General features: G+C 37.8%; 19 protein-coding genes. 13 read left to right on the top strand and 6 right to left on the bottom strand.

Annotation, left to right across the window (positions count from 1 at the left end; translation table 11 throughout):
* Positions 1–143: 143 nt before the first annotated feature.
* Positions 144–1,583, bottom strand: coding sequence for a serine-type D-Ala-D-Ala carboxypeptidase (gene dacB, locus DV424_RS00745; RefSeq protein WP_118858730.1), 1,440 nt, complete (start codon positions 1,581–1,583; stop codon positions 144–146).
* 163 nt (positions 1,584–1,746) lie between these two features.
* Here dacB and greA point away from each other — a divergent pair, with 163 nt between their 5' ends.
* Positions 1,747–2,223 carry a transcription elongation factor GreA gene (gene greA, locus DV424_RS00740; RefSeq protein WP_118785747.1) on the top strand — a complete coding sequence of 159 codons (477 nt, stop codon included), beginning with the start codon at positions 1,747–1,749 and terminating at the stop codon, positions 2,221–2,223.
* Between the two features lie 39 nt (positions 2,224–2,262).
* On the opposite strand, the gene yhbY is transcribed toward greA, so the two are convergent.
* Entirely contained in the window at positions 2,263–2,562 is a 300-nt protein-coding gene (gene yhbY / locus DV424_RS00735) for a ribosome assembly RNA-binding protein YhbY (RefSeq protein ID WP_118858729.1), read from the bottom strand.
* A 126-nt stretch (positions 2,563–2,688) separates the two neighbouring features.
* Between yhbY and rlmE the strand changes: the two genes are divergently transcribed.
* From rlmE to bioD, 8 genes are all read left to right on the top strand, one after another.
* The gene (gene rlmE, locus DV424_RS00730; protein WP_118858728.1) at positions 2,689–3,318 is read left to right on the top strand and encodes a 23S rRNA (uridine(2552)-2'-O)-methyltransferase RlmE; all 630 of its coding nucleotides are present in this window, start codon (positions 2,689–2,691) and stop codon (positions 3,316–3,318) included.
* An 89-nt stretch (positions 3,319–3,407) separates the two neighbouring features.
* A complete protein-coding gene (gene ftsH / locus DV424_RS00725) occupies positions 3,408–5,300 on the top strand; it encodes an ATP-dependent zinc metalloprotease FtsH (RefSeq protein ID WP_118858727.1) in 1,893 nt (630 codons plus the stop codon).
* A gap of 123 nt (positions 5,301–5,423) precedes the next feature.
* Positions 5,424–6,254, top strand: a complete 831-nt coding sequence (gene folP, locus DV424_RS00720; RefSeq protein ID WP_118858726.1) for a dihydropteroate synthase — start codon at positions 5,424–5,426, stop codon at positions 6,252–6,254.
* A gap of 37 nt (positions 6,255–6,291) precedes the next feature.
* Positions 6,292–7,626, top strand: coding sequence for a phosphoglucosamine mutase (gene glmM / locus DV424_RS00715; protein WP_118858725.1), 1,335 nt, complete (start codon positions 6,292–6,294; stop codon positions 7,624–7,626).
* A gap of 62 nt (positions 7,627–7,688) precedes the next feature.
* Positions 7,689–8,183, top strand: a complete 495-nt coding sequence (gene sixA, locus DV424_RS00710; RefSeq protein ID WP_118858724.1) for a phosphohistidine phosphatase SixA — start codon at positions 7,689–7,691, stop codon at positions 8,181–8,183.
* Between the two features lie 209 nt (positions 8,184–8,392).
* On the top strand, positions 8,393–8,956 hold the full coding sequence (locus DV424_RS00705) for a prolipoprotein diacylglyceryl transferase (protein WP_192880615.1): 564 nt from the start codon (positions 8,393–8,395) through the stop codon (positions 8,954–8,956).
* Between the two features lie 75 nt (positions 8,957–9,031).
* Complete coding sequence (locus DV424_RS00700; protein WP_118858722.1) at positions 9,032–9,298, top strand: YcgL domain-containing protein; 267 nt, start codon at positions 9,032–9,034, stop codon at positions 9,296–9,298.
* A 101-nt stretch (positions 9,299–9,399) separates the two neighbouring features.
* A complete protein-coding gene (gene bioD / locus DV424_RS00695) occupies positions 9,400–10,128 on the top strand; it encodes a dethiobiotin synthase (RefSeq protein WP_118858721.1) in 729 nt (242 codons plus the stop codon).
* An 86-nt stretch (positions 10,129–10,214) separates the two neighbouring features.
* Here the strand turns inward: bioD and metF are convergent, their stop codons facing one another.
* The gene (gene metF, locus DV424_RS00690) at positions 10,215–11,096 is read right to left on the bottom strand and encodes a methylenetetrahydrofolate reductase (RefSeq protein ID WP_118795789.1); all 882 of its coding nucleotides are present in this window, start codon (positions 11,094–11,096) and stop codon (positions 10,215–10,217) included.
* Positions 11,097–11,415: 319 nt separating this feature from the next.
* Here metF and rplM point away from each other — a divergent pair, with 319 nt between their 5' ends.
* The 4 genes from rplM to DV424_RS00670 all read left to right on the top strand — a co-directional run bounded on the left by rplM (position 11,416) and on the right by DV424_RS00670 (position 13,517).
* The gene (gene rplM, locus DV424_RS00685) at positions 11,416–11,844 is read left to right on the top strand and encodes a 50S ribosomal protein L13 (RefSeq protein ID WP_005628896.1); all 429 of its coding nucleotides are present in this window, start codon (positions 11,416–11,418) and stop codon (positions 11,842–11,844) included.
* Positions 11,845–11,860: 16 nt separating this feature from the next.
* Complete coding sequence (gene rpsI, locus DV424_RS00680; protein ID WP_005631594.1) at positions 11,861–12,253, top strand: 30S ribosomal protein S9; 393 nt, start codon at positions 11,861–11,863, stop codon at positions 12,251–12,253.
* Positions 12,254–12,426: 173 nt separating this feature from the next.
* The gene (gene sspA, locus DV424_RS00675) at positions 12,427–13,065 is read left to right on the top strand and encodes a stringent starvation protein SspA (RefSeq protein ID WP_118858720.1); all 639 of its coding nucleotides are present in this window, start codon (positions 12,427–12,429) and stop codon (positions 13,063–13,065) included.
* Positions 13,065–13,517 (top strand): ClpXP protease specificity-enhancing factor, encoded by a 453-nt coding sequence (locus DV424_RS00670; protein ID WP_005644698.1) that lies wholly within the window; start codon positions 13,065–13,067, stop codon positions 13,515–13,517. The genes sspA and DV424_RS00670 overlap by 1 nt, the downstream gene beginning before the upstream one ends.
* A gap of 35 nt (positions 13,518–13,552) precedes the next feature.
* Here the strand turns inward: DV424_RS00670 and dxs are convergent, their stop codons facing one another.
* From dxs to xseB, 3 genes are read right to left on the bottom strand one after another with little or no spacing between them, the layout of a single operon-like run.
* Positions 13,553–15,430 (bottom strand): 1-deoxy-D-xylulose-5-phosphate synthase, encoded by a 1,878-nt coding sequence (gene dxs, locus DV424_RS00665; protein ID WP_118858719.1) that lies wholly within the window; start codon positions 15,428–15,430, stop codon positions 13,553–13,555.
* A 54-nt stretch (positions 15,431–15,484) separates the two neighbouring features.
* Positions 15,485–16,375 carry a (2E,6E)-farnesyl diphosphate synthase gene (ispA, locus tag DV424_RS00660; protein WP_118858718.1) on the bottom strand — a complete coding sequence of 297 codons (891 nt, stop codon included), beginning with the start codon at positions 16,373–16,375 and terminating at the stop codon, positions 15,485–15,487.
* Positions 16,375–16,614 (bottom strand): exodeoxyribonuclease VII small subunit, encoded by a 240-nt coding sequence (gene xseB, locus DV424_RS00655; RefSeq protein ID WP_005628882.1) that lies wholly within the window; start codon positions 16,612–16,614, stop codon positions 16,375–16,377. The genes ispA and xseB overlap by 1 nt, the downstream gene beginning before the upstream one ends.
* Positions 16,615–16,765 lie beyond the last annotated feature (151 nt).

The following is a 16,765-nucleotide window of genomic DNA, read 5'->3' as shown; positions in this document are numbered from 1 at the left end:
CGAGTATAAAAAAATATAACAATTTAAGCAATGAAAATTATTATCATTTAATAATCTTGCATTGATCAATAGCATTTTTTAAAAAGCTATAAAAAAACACCGCACTTTTGATGGCAAAGTGCGGTGTTTTTTAGAAGGCTTTATTAGTATTTATAGATTTCGTTATATAAGCCACTCTCAAATTGTACTAATGGTGCTCGTTTTGTTTTGCTTTCCAAATCGCCTGTTGAGTAGCCATTAATAAATTGTACAAAAGCCACTTTTTCCCCTCGAGCGTTTGTCATAAAGCCGGCGAGGTTATAAACCCCTTTCAAAGAACCAGTTTTAGCAATCACATTTTTGACTAATGGCGGACTAATTAATCCACCTCGCCCACTGATCGTGCCATCTACACCTGCGATGGGGAAAGTTTCCATTAAATGTAATTTATCTTCGTTTTTGGCGATGTATTCTAAAACGGATAGCATCGTTTTAGGTGCCACAAGATTATGGCGAGACAGGCCAGAGCCATCGGCTAAAATACTGTTACCAAAACGAATTCCTTGTTTTTGCAAGATGGATTTAACCGCTAATGTGCCTAATTGAAAGGACGCTGGGCGTTTATAGTAATTGAATGCCACAGCTCGGAACAATGAATCGGCAATTTGGTTATCCGATTTTTTCATCATTTTTTTCAATAAATCTGGTAATGGTTTGGATAAATGTTTTGCTAATAGCTGACCTTGTTGTGGTTTTTGGGACAACATAACTTTGCCATTAAACTCAATACCTAATTGTCTTAATTGACGTTGAATAATCGCGGCAGCATAAGCATCCGTATCTTGCACGGCAAAGCTTAAGCCAAAAGGTTTAGATTGACGGGCTAAACATCCTTTTACTTGATAGCGATTATTGTCGTGTACAACAACATCGAGCTGACAATAAGGCGCCTCATTGCTATCCGCTACATAGACTTGTCCGAACACTTGAATTGGAAATTGTGCAGGCACATTGATTTTTACTGTTTCACCGGGATTTTGATTGGCATCGAGTTCCGCATAAAAACAGTTGTTATCAATATTCGCAGCGGATGGGGGAGAGTTGAAACACATGGTCAGATCGTTCCAAATCCAACCTAATCCTCGGTCGTGACTCGAAAAAACAGAGGTATCTAATATTAAATCGCCATTAATTTTTTTGATGCCTTGTTTTTTTAATTCTGCAAGTAAGGTATAAAGTTGGCCACTTGTGAGATCTGGATCGCCTGTGAAACGCACGATTAAGTGACCATCTAAATTCCCATTTTGAATTTTCCCATTACTTAAAAGAGCGGTTTCAAATTGGAATTGATCACCTAATGCGAGTTTAGCGGCAACGGCAGTAAAAACTTTTTGTGTACTCGCAGGAAGCATAAAGATCGAGCCATTATAATCCGCAATAATTTGATTTTGATTTATATTTTTTGCGATGAAACCTACGCTAGAGCCTTCAGGCAGTTTTTGTGTTAAGTCTGAAACATTAATGTTTGCGAAGGTTGGAAGGCTAAAGCTTACGGAAAGTAAAAAGGATCCAAGTGCGGTGGAAATTGAAGATAATTTTTTCATATTAGGTTTGTTATGGTTGCTATTTTTTTTTAGACGAACAATAATAAGCCCCTAATGAAATTGAGTAAATCATTTTCTCATTTCAAGTTTATTTTTAATAATACTGCGGCAAGATTTTAGGATTTTGCCGTGGTTTTTGTTTTATTTAGTAAAAGGAAAAACAATGCAACAAATTCCAATGACTGTGCGTGGCGCAGAACAATTACGTGAAGAATTGGATTTCTTAAAAAATGTACGTCGTCCTGAAATTATTAAAGCGATAGCAGAAGCACGCGAGCACGGTGATTTAAAAGAAAATGCAGAATATCATGCAGCTCGTGAGCAACAAGGTTTTTGCGAAGGGCGTATTCAAGAGATTGAAGGTAAACTTGGTAATGCTCAAATTATTGATGTAACAAAAATGCCAAATAACGGTAAAGTTATTTTTGGTGCAACCGTTGTGCTTGTAAATACAGATACAGACGAAGAAGTCACTTATCGAATTGTGGGCGATGATGAAGCGGACATTAAATCTGGTTTGATTTCGGTTAATTCACCAATTGCGAGAGGTTTAATTGGTAAAGAATTAGATGATACCGTTAATATTACAACGCCTGGCGGTATCGTTGAGTTTGATATTATTGAAGTGAATTATATTTAAATAAAGAAAGTGCGGTTAAAAATGACCGCACTTTTGTTGTTATTTGCGTGGAAGCTGAATTTTCGCTTCTTCGCTTGGGCGATAAAGCACCAAAATATGCCCGATAGTTTGTACTTGTGCTGCTTTGGTTTCACGCACAATTGCATCAATAATAAGTTGTTTGGTTTCGCGATCTGCGCCAGCAACTTTTACTTTGATGAGTTCGTGATGATCAAGTGCATTTTCAATTTCAGCAAGTACGCCTTCGGTTAAGCCATTTCCACCAAGCATAACGACTGGGTTAAGATGGTGCGAAAGACCTTTTAAAAATTGTTTTTGTTTGGTTGATAAGGTTGTCATAAGGATTCCTAATTAAAAAGAGCGGTTGATTTTCTCAATGTTCTTCACTGATTTCAATCAGTCTCGGCTTGAATTCGGCAGATTGTAACCAAATATAAGCAAAACTACTACCAAAAATAGAAAATTATGGGAAAGAAAAAACGTTCAGCGAGTTCTTCTCGCTGGCTAAATGAACATTTTAGTGATCAATTTGTGCAAAAAGCGCATAAGCAAAAGTTGCGTTCACGCGCTTATTTTAAGATTGATGAAATTCAGCAAACGGATAAATTATTTAAACAAGGAATGACTGTGGTCGATCTTGGCGCTGCACCTGGCGGTTGGTCGCAATATGTGGTGGGACAAATTGGTGGCAAAGGTCGTGTAATTGCTTGTGATATTTTGGAAATGGATCCTATTGTAGGTGTTGATTTTCTGCAAGGCGATTTCCGTGATGAAAATGTTTTGAATGCTTTATTAGCGCGCGTAGGCGAAGCTAAAGTTGATGTTGTAATGTCTGATATGGCACCAAATTTTAGTGGAATGCCGTCAGTGGATATTCCACGCGCAATGTATTTGGTCGAGCTTGCTTTAGATATGTGTAAACAGGTCTTGGCAAGCAAAGGAAGTTTTGTTGTTAAAGTCTTTCAAGGGGAAGGCTTTGATGAATATTTAAGAGAAATTCGTTCTTTATTTAATGTGGTGAAAGTGCGTAAGCCTGAAGCATCACGCGGACGCTCTCGTGAAGTATATATTGTGGCGACAGGCTATAAAGGCTAATTGCTTTGATAGCTTTTCATTGCTAATGATGTGTAGTATCTTGTAAAAAATTTTTTAACTTAGGAAAGGTAGGTTAGACTTTGAACGATATGGTCAAAAATCTGGTGCTTTGGGTGGTAGTAGCGGTCATTATGATGACTGCATACCAGAGTTTTAATTCCTCTTCGGTAGATAATTCTACTGATTATACAACCTTTGTTTACGATGTAAGCAATGGACAAGTGACAGAAGCGCGTTTTGATGCCAATGAAATTACGGTAACGAAAACCGATGGTTCTAAATATTCAACTGTAATGCCACCACTTGAAGACAAAAAATTGCTTGATGATTTATTAAGCAAAAAAGTGAAAGTGGAAGGCACGCCATTTGAAAAACGTGGTTTCTTATCCCAAATTTTAATTTCTTGGTTCCCAATGTTATTCCTTGTTGGCGTATGGGTATTCTTTATGCGCCAAATGCAAGGCGGTGGCGGCAAAGCGATGAGCTTTGGTAAAAGTCGTGCAAAAATGCTAAATCAAGATCAGATTAAGGTGACTTTTGCGGATGTAGCTGGTTGCGATGAAGCCAAAGAGGAAGTGGGCGAAATCGTTGATTTCTTGCGTGATCCGAATAAATTCCAAAACTTGGGTGGTAAAATTCCAAAAGGTATTCTGATGGTAGGGCCTCCAGGTACAGGTAAAACCTTACTGGCTCGTGCGATTGCAGGGGAAGCAAAAGTTCCATTCTTCACTATTTCTGGTTCTGATTTCGTAGAAATGTTTGTGGGTGTTGGCGCGTCTCGTGTACGTGATATGTTTGAACAGGCTAAGAAAAATGCACCTTGCTTAATCTTCATTGATGAAATCGATGCTGTGGGTCGCCAACGCGGTGCGGGTTTAGGCGGTGGACATGATGAACGTGAACAAACCTTAAACCAAATGCTGGTTGAAATGGATGGATTTAGTGGTAATGACGGCGTAATTGTTATTGCGGCAACTAACCGCCCAGATGTGCTTGACCCAGCTTTAACTCGTCCAGGCCGTTTTGACCGACAAGTTGTTGTTGGTTTACCTGATGTAAAAGGTCGTGAGCAAATCTTAAAAGTCCATATGCGTAAAGTGCCTGTAGCACAAGATGTTGATGCAATGACATTAGCGCGTGGTACGCCTGGCTATTCCGGTGCAGATTTAGCAAATTTAGTGAATGAGGCTGCTTTGTTTGCTGCTCGAGTGAATAAACGTACGGTCACCATGCTTGAGTTTGAAAAAGCGAAAGATAAGATCAATATGGGGCCAGAGCGTCGTACCATGATTATGACAGATAAGCAAAAAGAATCGACTGCTTATCATGAAGCAGGTCATGCGATTGTGGGTTATTTAGTTCCCGAACATGATCCTGTACATAAAGTGACTATTATTCCCCGTGGCCGAGCGTTGGGTGTGACATTCTTCTTACCTGAAGGTGATCAAATTAGTATTAGCCAAAAACAATTAGAAAGTAAGCTTTCTACCTTGTATGCTGGGCGTTTAGCAGAAGATTTGATTTATGGTGAGGAAAATATCTCAACGGGTGCATCAAATGATATTAAAGTAGCGACTAATATCGCGCGTAATATGGTGACGCAATGGGGATTCTCTGACAAATTAGGTCCAATTCTTTACACGGAAGATGAGGGTGAGGTTTTCTTAGGTCGTTCAATGGCGAAAGCAAAACATATGTCAGATGAAACGGCTCATGCTATTGATGAAGAAGTTCGTGCAATTGTAAATCGTAACTATGCGAGAGCAAGACAGATTTTGACTGATAATATGGATATTCTTCATGCGATGAAAGATGCATTGGTCAAATATGAAACCATTGAAGAAGAACAAATCAAACAATTGATGAATCGTGAACCAGTCACACCACCATCTGGATGGGAAGAGCACACCGGGCAGGCTGCTTATGCAAATAGCAATAATGCTCAAAGTGTGGGTGAAAATTCGGTAGATTCTAATTCCTAATCAACTATCTAATCAACAAGGCCTTTCCTCGGAAAGGCTTTATTTTTCCCTAATGATTTTTTTCTTCAGCGTATTCCGTTATAATCGCCCAATTAAAATTAATCTAAAAATTGACCGCACTTTATGAAACTTTACGCGAACAATAAATGTCTTGATTTAAGCGTGCCTCAAATTATGGGAATCCTTAATTTTACGCCTGATTCTTTTTCTGATAGCGGACAGTTTTTTAGCTTGGATAGAGCGCTTTTTCAAGTTGAAAAAATGTTGGAAGAGGGGGCGGCAATTATTGATATTGGTGGTGAATCTACGCGTCCTAATGATGCGGATGAAGTCTCTGAACAAGAAGAATTGCATCGTGTTGTGCCAGTAGTGGAGGCGGTGCGAAGCCGTTTTGATTGCTGGATTTCTGTCGATTCTTCAAAAGCAGTTGTGATGCGTGAAGCAGCAAGTGTTGGAATGGATTTGATTAATGATATTCGTGCTTTGCAAGAGCCAAATGCGTTAGAAACCGCAGTAAAACTAGCTTTACCTGTTTGTATCATGCATATGCAAGGGCAACCTAGAACGATGCAGGCAAATCCTCATTATGAGAATGTCGTACAAGATGTATTCGCTTTTTTACAGAAACGTACTAATGAATGTCTTTCTGCTGGTGTTAAAAAAGAAAACTTAATTTGGGACATGGGATTTTGTTTTGGTAAGTCTGTACAGCATAATTATCAATTATTACAAAATCTGAATGAATTTTGTCATAGTGGATATCCTGTGTTAGCGGGATTATCTCGCAAATCAATGATTGGCGCTGTGCTTAATAAAGCCGTCGATCAGCGAGTGATAGGTAGTGCGGCAGGTGCGCTTATTGCTGCGCAAAAAGGTGCAAAAATTTTACGCGTACATGATGTTGCAGCAACATCAGATATGCTCAAAGTTTGGCAGGCAACAGAAAATGCCTGATGATTTTATAACGATAAAAAATTAAAGGAATTGTATTATGGCAAATCGTAAATATTTTGGAACAGATGGTGTTCGTGGAAAAGTGGGTACTTATCCAATCACACCAGATTTCGCATTAAAATTAGGTTGGGCAGCAGGAAAAGTATTGGCTTCTCAAGGTTCTAAAATGGTTTTAATAGGTAAAGATACTCGAATTTCTGGATATATGTTGGAATCAGCCCTTGAAGCAGGTTTAGCTGCTGCGGGGTTATCTGCTGCATTTACTGGCCCTATGCCTACACCAGCTATTGCTTATTTAACCAGAACTTTCCGTGCTGAAGCGGGTATTGTAATCTCAGCCTCTCATAATCCTTATTATGATAATGGCATTAAATTCTTTTCAGCAAAAGGCACTAAATTGCCTGATGAAATTGAAGAAGCCATTGAAGCGATGTTAGAGCAACCGATGGATTGTGTGGAATCTGCAGAATTAGGTAAAGCAAGTCGTATTAATGATGCAGCAGGACGCTACATTGAGTTTTGTAAAGGCACATTCCCAGCTCACTTAGGCCTGGAAGGTTATAAGATCGTGGTAGATTGTGCAAATGGTGCAACCTATCATATTGCACCTAACGTGTTGAGAGAGCTTGGTGCGGAAGTTATTGAAATTGGTACGGATCCAAATGGTTTGAACATTAATGAAAAATGTGGCGCAACGGATGTAACAGCGTTGCAAGCTAAGGTTATTGAAACGAAAGCTGATGTTGGTTTAGCTTATGATGGTGATGGCGACCGCATTATGATGGTTGATCATTTAGGAAATAAAGTCGATGGCGACCAAATTCTCTTTATTATTGCGCGTGAAGCACTGCGTTCAGGTCAATTAAAAGGCGGTGTCGTTGGCACATTAATGAGTAATATGAGCCTAGAGATAGCCTTAAAAATGCTTGGTGTTCCCTTCTTACGTGCAAACGTGGGAGACCGTTATGTATTGGAAAAAATGGTTGAAAATGATTGGACGCTTGGGGGGGAGAATTCTGGACATATTATCATTGCGGATAAAAATACAACGGGAGATGGCATTGTTGCATCATTAGCTGTATTGGCGGCGATGGCACAGCATAAATTATCATTAAATGAATTAGCGAGTGCGGTTAAATTATTCCCACAAGTGTTAATCAATGTACGTTTTGCAGGCGGGGAAAATCCACTTGAAAGTGACGCTGTAAAATCTGTTGCCGCAGACGTTGAAAAACGTTTAGAAGGCAAAGGTCGTATTTTATTGCGTAAATCGGGTACGGAACCACTTATTCGAGTTATGGTGGAATGCCAAGACGCTGCACTTGCACAACAATGTGCAGAAGAAATTGCAGAAGCTGTGAAGAAAAATTAATTAATTTTTGACCGCACTTTACTAAGTGCGGTTTATTTTTATAAAGTTTTTAGGAAAGCAAAATGAACATTTTTATTATGCGTCACGGAGAAGCGGAAGTAATGGCTGATAGCGATAAAGCCCGTCGCTTAACTGCTTATGGTATTAAACAAGCTTTTTCGCAAGGGGAGTGGTTAAAACAGCATTTAAGCGTGCTAGTAATTAATTCGCTAGACCGTATTTTAGTGAGCCCTTATGTCAGAGCTCAAGAAACCTTTCATCAAGTTAATCAAGCGTTTGATTTGGAGTTAGAAAATAAACTTGAAACTTGGGAGGGTATAACCCCTTATGGCCATGCGCATTCAGTCATTGATTATTTAGAGCTGCTGAAAGACGAAGGCATTAAGTCTGTATTGATTATTTCTCATTTGCCCTTAGTGGGAGAAATCGTTGCTGAACTGTATGGAAAACGAAATCCAATACCATTTTATCCTGCAACGATTGCTCAATTATTATGGGATGGTAATAAATCAGAAATATTGATGCATCAAGCATCTCCTGTAATTTATTTAAAATAAACTATTTTTTTACAAAAAATAAAATTTTTATTGGTTTTTATTTAATTTATTAAAAATCAACATCTTAGATGTTGTTTTATAAAGTAATTTTTTTAAATAAAGGTAAAGTTTTACTATTACTGTTTTTCTTTTTATGAAAATTACCGTAAACTAAACTGCATCAAAGTAATAGGGCTTTGTAATAATCAAATTATTCTATGGAGAAAATAATGAAAAAATTAACATTAGCATTGGTTTTAGGTTCAGCTTTAGCCGTGACAGGTTGTTTTGATAAGCAAGAAGCAAAACAAAAAGTTGAGGATACGAAACAAACTGTAGCATCAGCCGCATCAGAAACAAAAGATGCTGCAGCTAATACAATGACTGAAGTAAAGGAAAAAGCACAGCAGCTTTCTACAGACGTGAAAAATAAGGCAGCAGAGAAAGTGGAAGATGCGAAAGAAGTAATTAAATCAGCAACAGAAGCTGCATCAGAAAAAGCAAGTGAGATGAAAGAAGCTGCATCAGAAAAAGTAAGTGAAATGAAAGAAGCTGCATCAGAAAAAGCAAGTGAGATGAAAGAAGCTGCATCAGAAAAAGTAAGTGAAATGAAAGAAGCTGCATCAGAAAAAGTAAGTGAAATGAAAGAAAAAGCAACTGAAATGAAAGAGGCTACATCATCAAAAATGGATGCAATAAAAGATACTGCTACTTCTAAAATGACTGAAGTTAAAGATGCGGTTTCTGAAAAAGCAACTCAAGCAGCTGATGCAGTAAAAGAAGCGGCAAAATAATTCTTTAATCAATTTAAATGATAAAATCCCTGTTAAAGAAATTTAATAGGGATTTTTTATTTAGGAAAACAAAATATGTTATGTGCAATTTATAAAAGTAAAAAGAAACCGGGATGCTATCTGTATATCGCAAAAAGAGAGGATTTTTCTCAAGTGTCAGAAGTGTTACTGAGCCACTTTGGAAAACCAGAATTAGTCATGATGTTTAATTTACTTGGGGGCAAGCCGCTACATAATGTAGATAGTAATGAGGTATTGGAAAAAATTAAACAACAAGGATTTTATTTGCAAATACCAAAACAAGATGATGGTTTATTTAATAGCTTGAGTGAGATCAAATAAATTGTTTATTTTTGATACGAAAAAGAGAAAATTTGCGTTATCTCAAATTTTTAAAGGAAAAATTCTTTTAAAATTCACCGCACTTTTTAAAGGAGATAAAAATGAGTAGCTTTTTTGTTGCGGGGACAGATACAAATGTGGGAAAAACCACGGCAACCCGCGCGATTATTCAAGCCTTGCAAAAGCAAGGTGTGCAAGTGGTTGGTTATAAACCCATTGCTTGTTGCGGTGAGGAAAGTATTTACCCAGCGATGCAAGAAGAAAATACATCAGACTATGATAATGTATCAAATTCAGATGTATTAACATTAATGGATTCTACCAAAGAAAATGTGTCCTATAAGGATATTAATAGTTATACCTTTAGCCATAGCGCACCGATGCTGACACAAGATAGGACGCGTATTAAGTTAGATAAAATTAATCATGATTTAACTCGATTAAATAAAAATTATCAGTCTGTGGTGGTTGAGGGCTCGTTTGGTTTAATGACTCCAATGGCGGATGGAAAAAGTTTTGCTGATTGGGTTGAACAACGAAAAATGCCTGTGGTTCTTGTGGTTGGTATTAAAGATGGTTGTGTGAATCACGCGTTGTTAACTGTGCAAGCGATTCAACAGCTAGGTGTGCCGTTATTGGGCTGGATAGCTAACCGAGTTAATCCATTATTAAGCTACTATGCAGAAATTGTTGATTTGCTTGTTAAGCATATTGATGCGCCGCTTTTAGGTAAAATACCTTATTTGCATAAACCAGAAGAGCAAGAATTGGGACATTATTTGACGGATATTGATCGATTAATGTATATGCAAACAGAGTTAGTCAAATAATAAAGTGCGGTTAAAGTTTTTTATATTTAGATAAGGGCGTAAACAACGCCCCTTATTTTATGGAAGAAAGATTTCTTATCTTTGAGTTATTCTGGTCTTACACCTAACATATGACAAATTGCATAAGTTAGTTCACTACGGTTTAGCGTATAGAAATGGAAGTCATTCACGCCTTCGCGAGATAAAATTTTCACCATATCCATCGCCACACTTGCGGCTACAAGATTACGAGTAGTTTGATCATCGTCTAATCCTTCATAAGCGTTAACAAGCCATGCAGGAATTTTCACATTAGTGAAAGAAGCCATTTTTTGTAACTGCTTAAAGTTAGTTACGGGTAAAATGCCTGGCACGATTTCAGTATCAATACCAATTGATGCACAACGATCACGGAAACGTAGGTAGCTTTCAATATCAAAGAAAAATTGAGTGATAACATGATTTGCACCTGCATCAATTTTACGTTTTAAATTAATCAAGTCTGCTTGTGCTGATTTTGCTTCTGGATGAACTTCTGGATAAGCGGCTACAGAAATATCAAAATCAGCGACAGAACGGAGTAATTCCACAAGATCTGACGCATAAAATGGTTTTTTAGCATAGCCTTTTGGTTCGTCACCGCGTAACGCAACGATGCGACGAATACCACTCTCCCAGTAATCTTTAGCAATTTGTTTTAATTCTTCAGGTGTGGCATCAATACCAGTTAAATGCGGAGCAGCCTCTAAGCCAGTTTCTTGTTTGATTGCTTTTACAATACCATGAGTGCGGTCACGCTCGCCAGAGTTTGCACCGTAAGTAACAGAAACGAATTTTGGTTTTAACACTTTTAAACGATGAATCGAATCCCATAAAAGTGTTTCCATTTTTTCATTTTTGGGTGGAAAAAATTCAAAAGAAACATTAATTTTTTTATTGAAGTCAGCGATGTGCTGATTAAGTGTGTCAATTTCTTTAGCGTAGCTCATAAAAATTCCTATAGCTAGTATGATGATATTTGAGTTAACAAAGTTAACAATAAAATAACTTTATGTATGAGTCAATTTTAATAAATTCATTAAAAACATTAATTTAGTTAATGTAAATAGGTTTCAGCAAAAATACTAAAATATTGCATAAAAAATTAGCATTCATGAAATAAATATGTATAATACACCGACCCTGTAAATGTGCGAATTCCCATCGTACATTATTTTATCGAGATCTCACTCGAAGGGGTGGCGATTAAGATCAATGGTTGTGTTCATAAGAACACTGGGTATCAAACTAATTTTTGGTAATTAATTAATGAAAACTTTTGTAGCAAAACCAGAAACGGTTAAACGCGACTGGTACGTAGTAGATGCGACAGGTAAAACTTTAGGTCGTTTAGCGACTGAATTAGCACGCCGTCTTCGTGGTAAACACAAGGCTGAGTACACTCCACACGTAGATACTGGTGATTATATCATCGTTATTAACGCAGACAAAGTGGCAGTAACTGGTCGTAAAGAAACAGATAAACTTTACTACTGGCACACTGGCTATGTAGGTGGTATTAAACAAGCGACTTTCAAAGAAATGATCGCTCGCCGTCCTGAAGCAGTGATTGAAATTGCGGTTAAAGGTATGTTGCCAAAAGGTCCATTAGGCCGTGCAATGTTCCGTAAATTAAAAGTGTATGCGGGTGCTGAACACCAACACGCTGCACAACAACCACAAGTATTAGATATTTAATCACGAGGTTTAGAAAATGGCAGAGAATCAAAACTACGGCACAGGTCGCCGCAAAAGCTCTTCAGCTCGTGTATTTATCAAACCGGGCAGTGGTAAAATCACTATCAACCAACGTGAATTAGACGTTTACTTCGGCCGTGAAACTGCGCGCATGGTAGTACGTCAGCCATTAGAATTGGTTGAGTTAACTGATAAATTAGACCTATACATCACTGTTAAAGGTGGTGGTATTTCTGGTCAAGCGGGTGCAATCCGTCACGGTATCACTCGTGCATTGATGGAATACGATGAAACATTACGCCCAGCACTTCGTGCAGCTGGTTTCGTTACTCGTGACGCACGTCGCGTTGAACGTAAAAAAGTGGGTTTACACAAAGCACGTCGTCGTCCACAATACTCAAAACGTTAATTTTTATTTTCGTTTCGAAAAAGAAAAGCAGAGAGAAATCTCTGCTTTTTTTGTTATCTAACTTATTGATTATAAAACAATAAAAAAGAATTATTTGGCAAATGACTTACGCTTTGTGGTAGAATACACACCCTTATAAAATATAGAATATTTTTAGATCTTCGGAGGAATAAATGTCCAGCGCATCAAGTAAACGTTCAGTAATGACCCTTTTTTCAAATAAAGATGATATTTACTGTCATCAGGTAAAAATTGTTTTAGCTGAAAAAGGTGTACTTTATGAGAACGAAGAAGTTGATTTGCAAGCATTACCAGAAGATTTAATGGAATTAAATCCGTATGCTACGGTGCCAACGTTAGTTGATCGTGATCTTGTTTTGTTTAGTTCACGAATTATTATGGAATATCTTGACGAGCGTTTTCCGCATCCACCATTAATGCAAGTGTATCCAGTTTCTCGAGCAAAAGATCGTCTTTTGATGTTACGAATTGAACAAGATTGGTATCCAACTCTTAAGAAAGCAGAAAATGGTACAGAAAGTGAAAAAGCTGAAGCGCTCAAACAATTAAAAGAAGAACTTTTAGCGATTACACCAGTTTTCCAGCAAACACCTTATTTCATGAATGAAGAGTTTGGTTTAGTGGATTGTTACGTTGCACCATTATTATGGAAATTAAAACATTTAGGTGTAGAATTTACAGGTCCAGGTAGTAAACCGATTAAGGGATATATGGATCGTGTATTTAGTCGAGATTCATTCTTGCAGTCTGTAGGTGAGGTTGCACCAAAAAATTTAATGGATGATAAATAATGGAATACAAAGCTTCTCCTAAGCGCCCTTATTTATTACGCGCCTATTATGATTGGCTAGTAGATAATAGTTTCACGCCTTATTTAGTTGTTGATGCGACTTACTTAGGTGTGAATGTTCCTGTCGAATATGTAAAAGATGGGCAGATTGTATTGAACTTGTCTGCTAATGCTACGGGCAATTTACAACTTACAAATGATTTCATTCAGTTTAATGCCCGATTTAAAGGTGTTTCTCGTGAACTGTATATTCCAATGGGAGCAGCGCTTGCGATCTATGCTCGTGAAAATGGTGATGGCGTGATGTTTGAACCAGAAGAGGTTTACGATGAACTTAATTCTGAGCCAGATACTGAACAACCAACTGGTTTTCATGAGGCTGTAGAGAGTCCTAAAAAACGAGAAGAAAAAAAGAAAACAAAATCAGTTTCCCATTTAAGAATTGTTGATTAAGAAAGAACGCGATGAAGTTATCATCGCGTTTATTTTTATAAATTACCTTGTTTTTCAATAAAATTTAGAATTTTTTCTTCAATTCCTTTTGAATCTAATCCCAAATCTTTCAATGCCTCTTGCTGTGTTGCTTGAGGAATAAAATAATCAGGTAAACCAAGCTGTAAAAGTGCGGTCGATTTTCCAGATGAATTTAGCACTTCCGCAACAGCAGATCCGGCTCCACCTTGAATTGCATTTTCTTCTAATGTGACTAAATAATCGTGAGTTTGAGCAAGCACATTAATCATTTCAATATCAATCGGTTTCACAAAACGCATATCGACAACAGTGGCATTAAGTTTTTCTGCTGCCTCTAACGCAGAAGGTAGCAGAGTACCAAAGTTTAAAATCGCAATTTTTTGACCTTCTCGAATTAAACGTGATTTACCGATAGGAAGCATTTCTAAAGGTGTTAGTTCAACACCAATGGCATTTCCGCGAGGATAACGGACAGCAGCTGGTTTCCCACATTGATAACCAGTATAGAGCATTTGACGGCATTCATTTTCATCACTTGGTGTCATGATGATCATATTTGGAATACAACGCATGAAGCTGAGATCAAATGCCCCTTGATGTGTTGGGCCATCAGCCCCTACGATACCCGCGCGATCAATCGCAAATAATACAGGGAGATTTTGAATCGCAACATCGTGAATTAGTTGGTCGTAAGCACGTTGTAGAAATGTTGAGTAAATCGCAACTACGGGTTTATATCCGCCAATAGCAAGTCCAGTAGCAAACGTGACGGCGTGTTGCTCCGCAATTGCCACATCAAAATATTGTTCTGGGAAACGCTGAGAAAACTCCACCATGCCAGAGCCTTCGCGCATTGCTGGTGTGATACCAATAATTTTTGAATCTTTTTCTGCCATTTCGCATAGCCAATCACCAAAAATTTTCGAATAAGTTGGCTTGGTATTGTGTTTAGGCAATTCACCACTGATTGGGTCAAATTTGGGTACGCCGTGGAAACCAATAGGATCTTTTTCTGCGGGCGCGTATCCTTTACCTTTTTTTGTTTTTATATGTAAAAATTGTGGACCTTTCAGATTACGCATATTCGTAAGTGTTGCCACTAATTCGTCAATATTATGCCCATCCACTGGACCAATATAATTAAAACCGAGTTCTTCAAATAATGTACTTTCTGGTGAGAACATCACTCCTTTCATATGTTCTTCGGTTTTTTTCATAAAGTTTTTTACCGGTGGAACTTTATCGAGAATTTTTTTACTTCCATCTCGTAATGTGGAGTAGATAGAACCTGAGAAAATTCGAGCAAGGTGATTGTTCAGCGCACCGACATTCTCTGAAATTGACATTTCATTATCATTTAAAATGACCAACATATCAGTATGAACAGAACCTGCGTGATTCAGCGCTTCAAAAGCCATTCCAGCAGTAATTGCGCCGTCACCGATTACGCATACCGTTTTTCTACCTGCATTTTCTCGTTCTGCGGCGACAGCAATACCTAATCCAGCACTAATAGAAGTAGAGGAGTGGCCAACGCTTAATACATCAAATTCACTCTCTTCACGCCAAGGAAAAGGATGAATGCCGTCTTTTTGGCGAATTGTGGACATTTGATCTCGACGACCCGTTAAAATTTTGTGTGGATAAGCTTGATGTCCCACATCCCAAATTAACTGATCAAATGGGGTTTTATATACGTAATGTAGTGCAACAGTTAGCTCTACAGTGCCTAAACCTGATGCTAAATGCCCGCTAGTTTGACTAACAGATTCTAAAAGATAACCGCGTAATTCTTGGCAGAGTTGTGGTAGCTGATCTTTATTTAAAAGACGCAAATCTTCTGGTGAATTAATCAAAGATAATAAGGGGTAATTGTTCATATTGTTAGTCATTTTAAAAACGTTATAATTTTTGATCGCACTTTGTGAGCATTGATGCGGTCGATATTAACTTTTTCTAGTAATAATGAATTCAGCTAATGCACGAAGTGCGGTTGTATCAAAAGGAATTTTTTCTAATTCAGACAAAGCACTTTGATATAGATCTTGCGCTTTTTGTTTTGCGCCGCTTAATCCAAGTAATTTTGGATATGTACTTTTATCTAAATCAAGATCGGCGCCGACTTGTTTGCCAATTTCTGCGCTATCACCTTCAATATCTAAAATATCGTCTTGAACTTGAAAGGCTAAGCCAATGGCTTCTGCATATTGTGTTAAGGATTGTTCTAACGTTTTGTCGCCAAAATGCGGGGAACAAATAAAACCTAATTTTAATGCAGCAATCAGCAATGCGCCCGTTTTATTACGATGGATTAATTCTAATTCGCTTAAACTAATTTGTTTATGCTCAGAGATAAGATCTAAACTTTGCCCTAAGCACATTCCTTGTACGCCAGCGCCTTGCGCTAAAATTTGCACTAAAGCCAGTTTTTGTTCAGAAGAAATATTTGGCGTTTTAGTTAATATTTCAAAAGCAAAACTTTGAAGGGCATCGCCGGCAAGAATAGCCGTAGCTTCATCAAATTGGATATGACAAGTAGGGTGCCCACGACGCAAATTGTCATCATCCATTGCGGGTAAATCATCGTGAATTAAGGAATAGGCATGAATGGCTTCAATAGCCGCAGCGGCGTAATCTAAGGTTTGTTTCTCAGCGCCAAGCATTTGACCTGTTGCGTAAACTAAAAAAGGTCTAACCCGTTTACCACCAAGTAATAATGCGTATTTCATGGCTTCAAGCAAAGGCGCATTATGACTTTCAATGCCCTCAAATTGAGCTTCTAAAAAGTGGTTAATACGAGTTTGAACCTGTTGTAATTCTTCAGAAAAGTGACCCATTAAGCATTCCCTTCATAATCATTCAGTGGGGCATCTTCTGTTTTTTGCAATAAGATCTGAATGCGTTGTTCTGCTTGTTGTAAACGTTCTTGTCCTAACTTAGCGAGTTGCACACCTTGTTCAAATTCTTTTAACGCTTCTTCTAACGGTAGATCGCCATTTTCTAAATGTGTAACAATATTTTCTAACTGAGCTAACGTTGTTTCAAAATCTTGTGAAGATGCGGGTTTACGCGCCATGGAATTATCCTTTTTCACGGTAAAAATTGCTTGTAATTGTACTGTATTTTACTTGAGTTGTTAAAAAATTATTTCAAGCTAGGACCAGTGGACTTTTCACTATCTTTGCGTAAAATACTCGCCACTTTAAATACCCAAGAAATACCTAAGC

Origin of the sequence: Haemophilus haemolyticus (assembly GCF_003493605.1) — a bacterium.
Taxonomy (GTDB): Bacteria; Pseudomonadota; Gammaproteobacteria; order Enterobacterales; family Pasteurellaceae; genus Haemophilus; species Haemophilus haemolyticus_J.
This window is presented reverse-complemented; position numbering and strand designations above follow the sequence as displayed.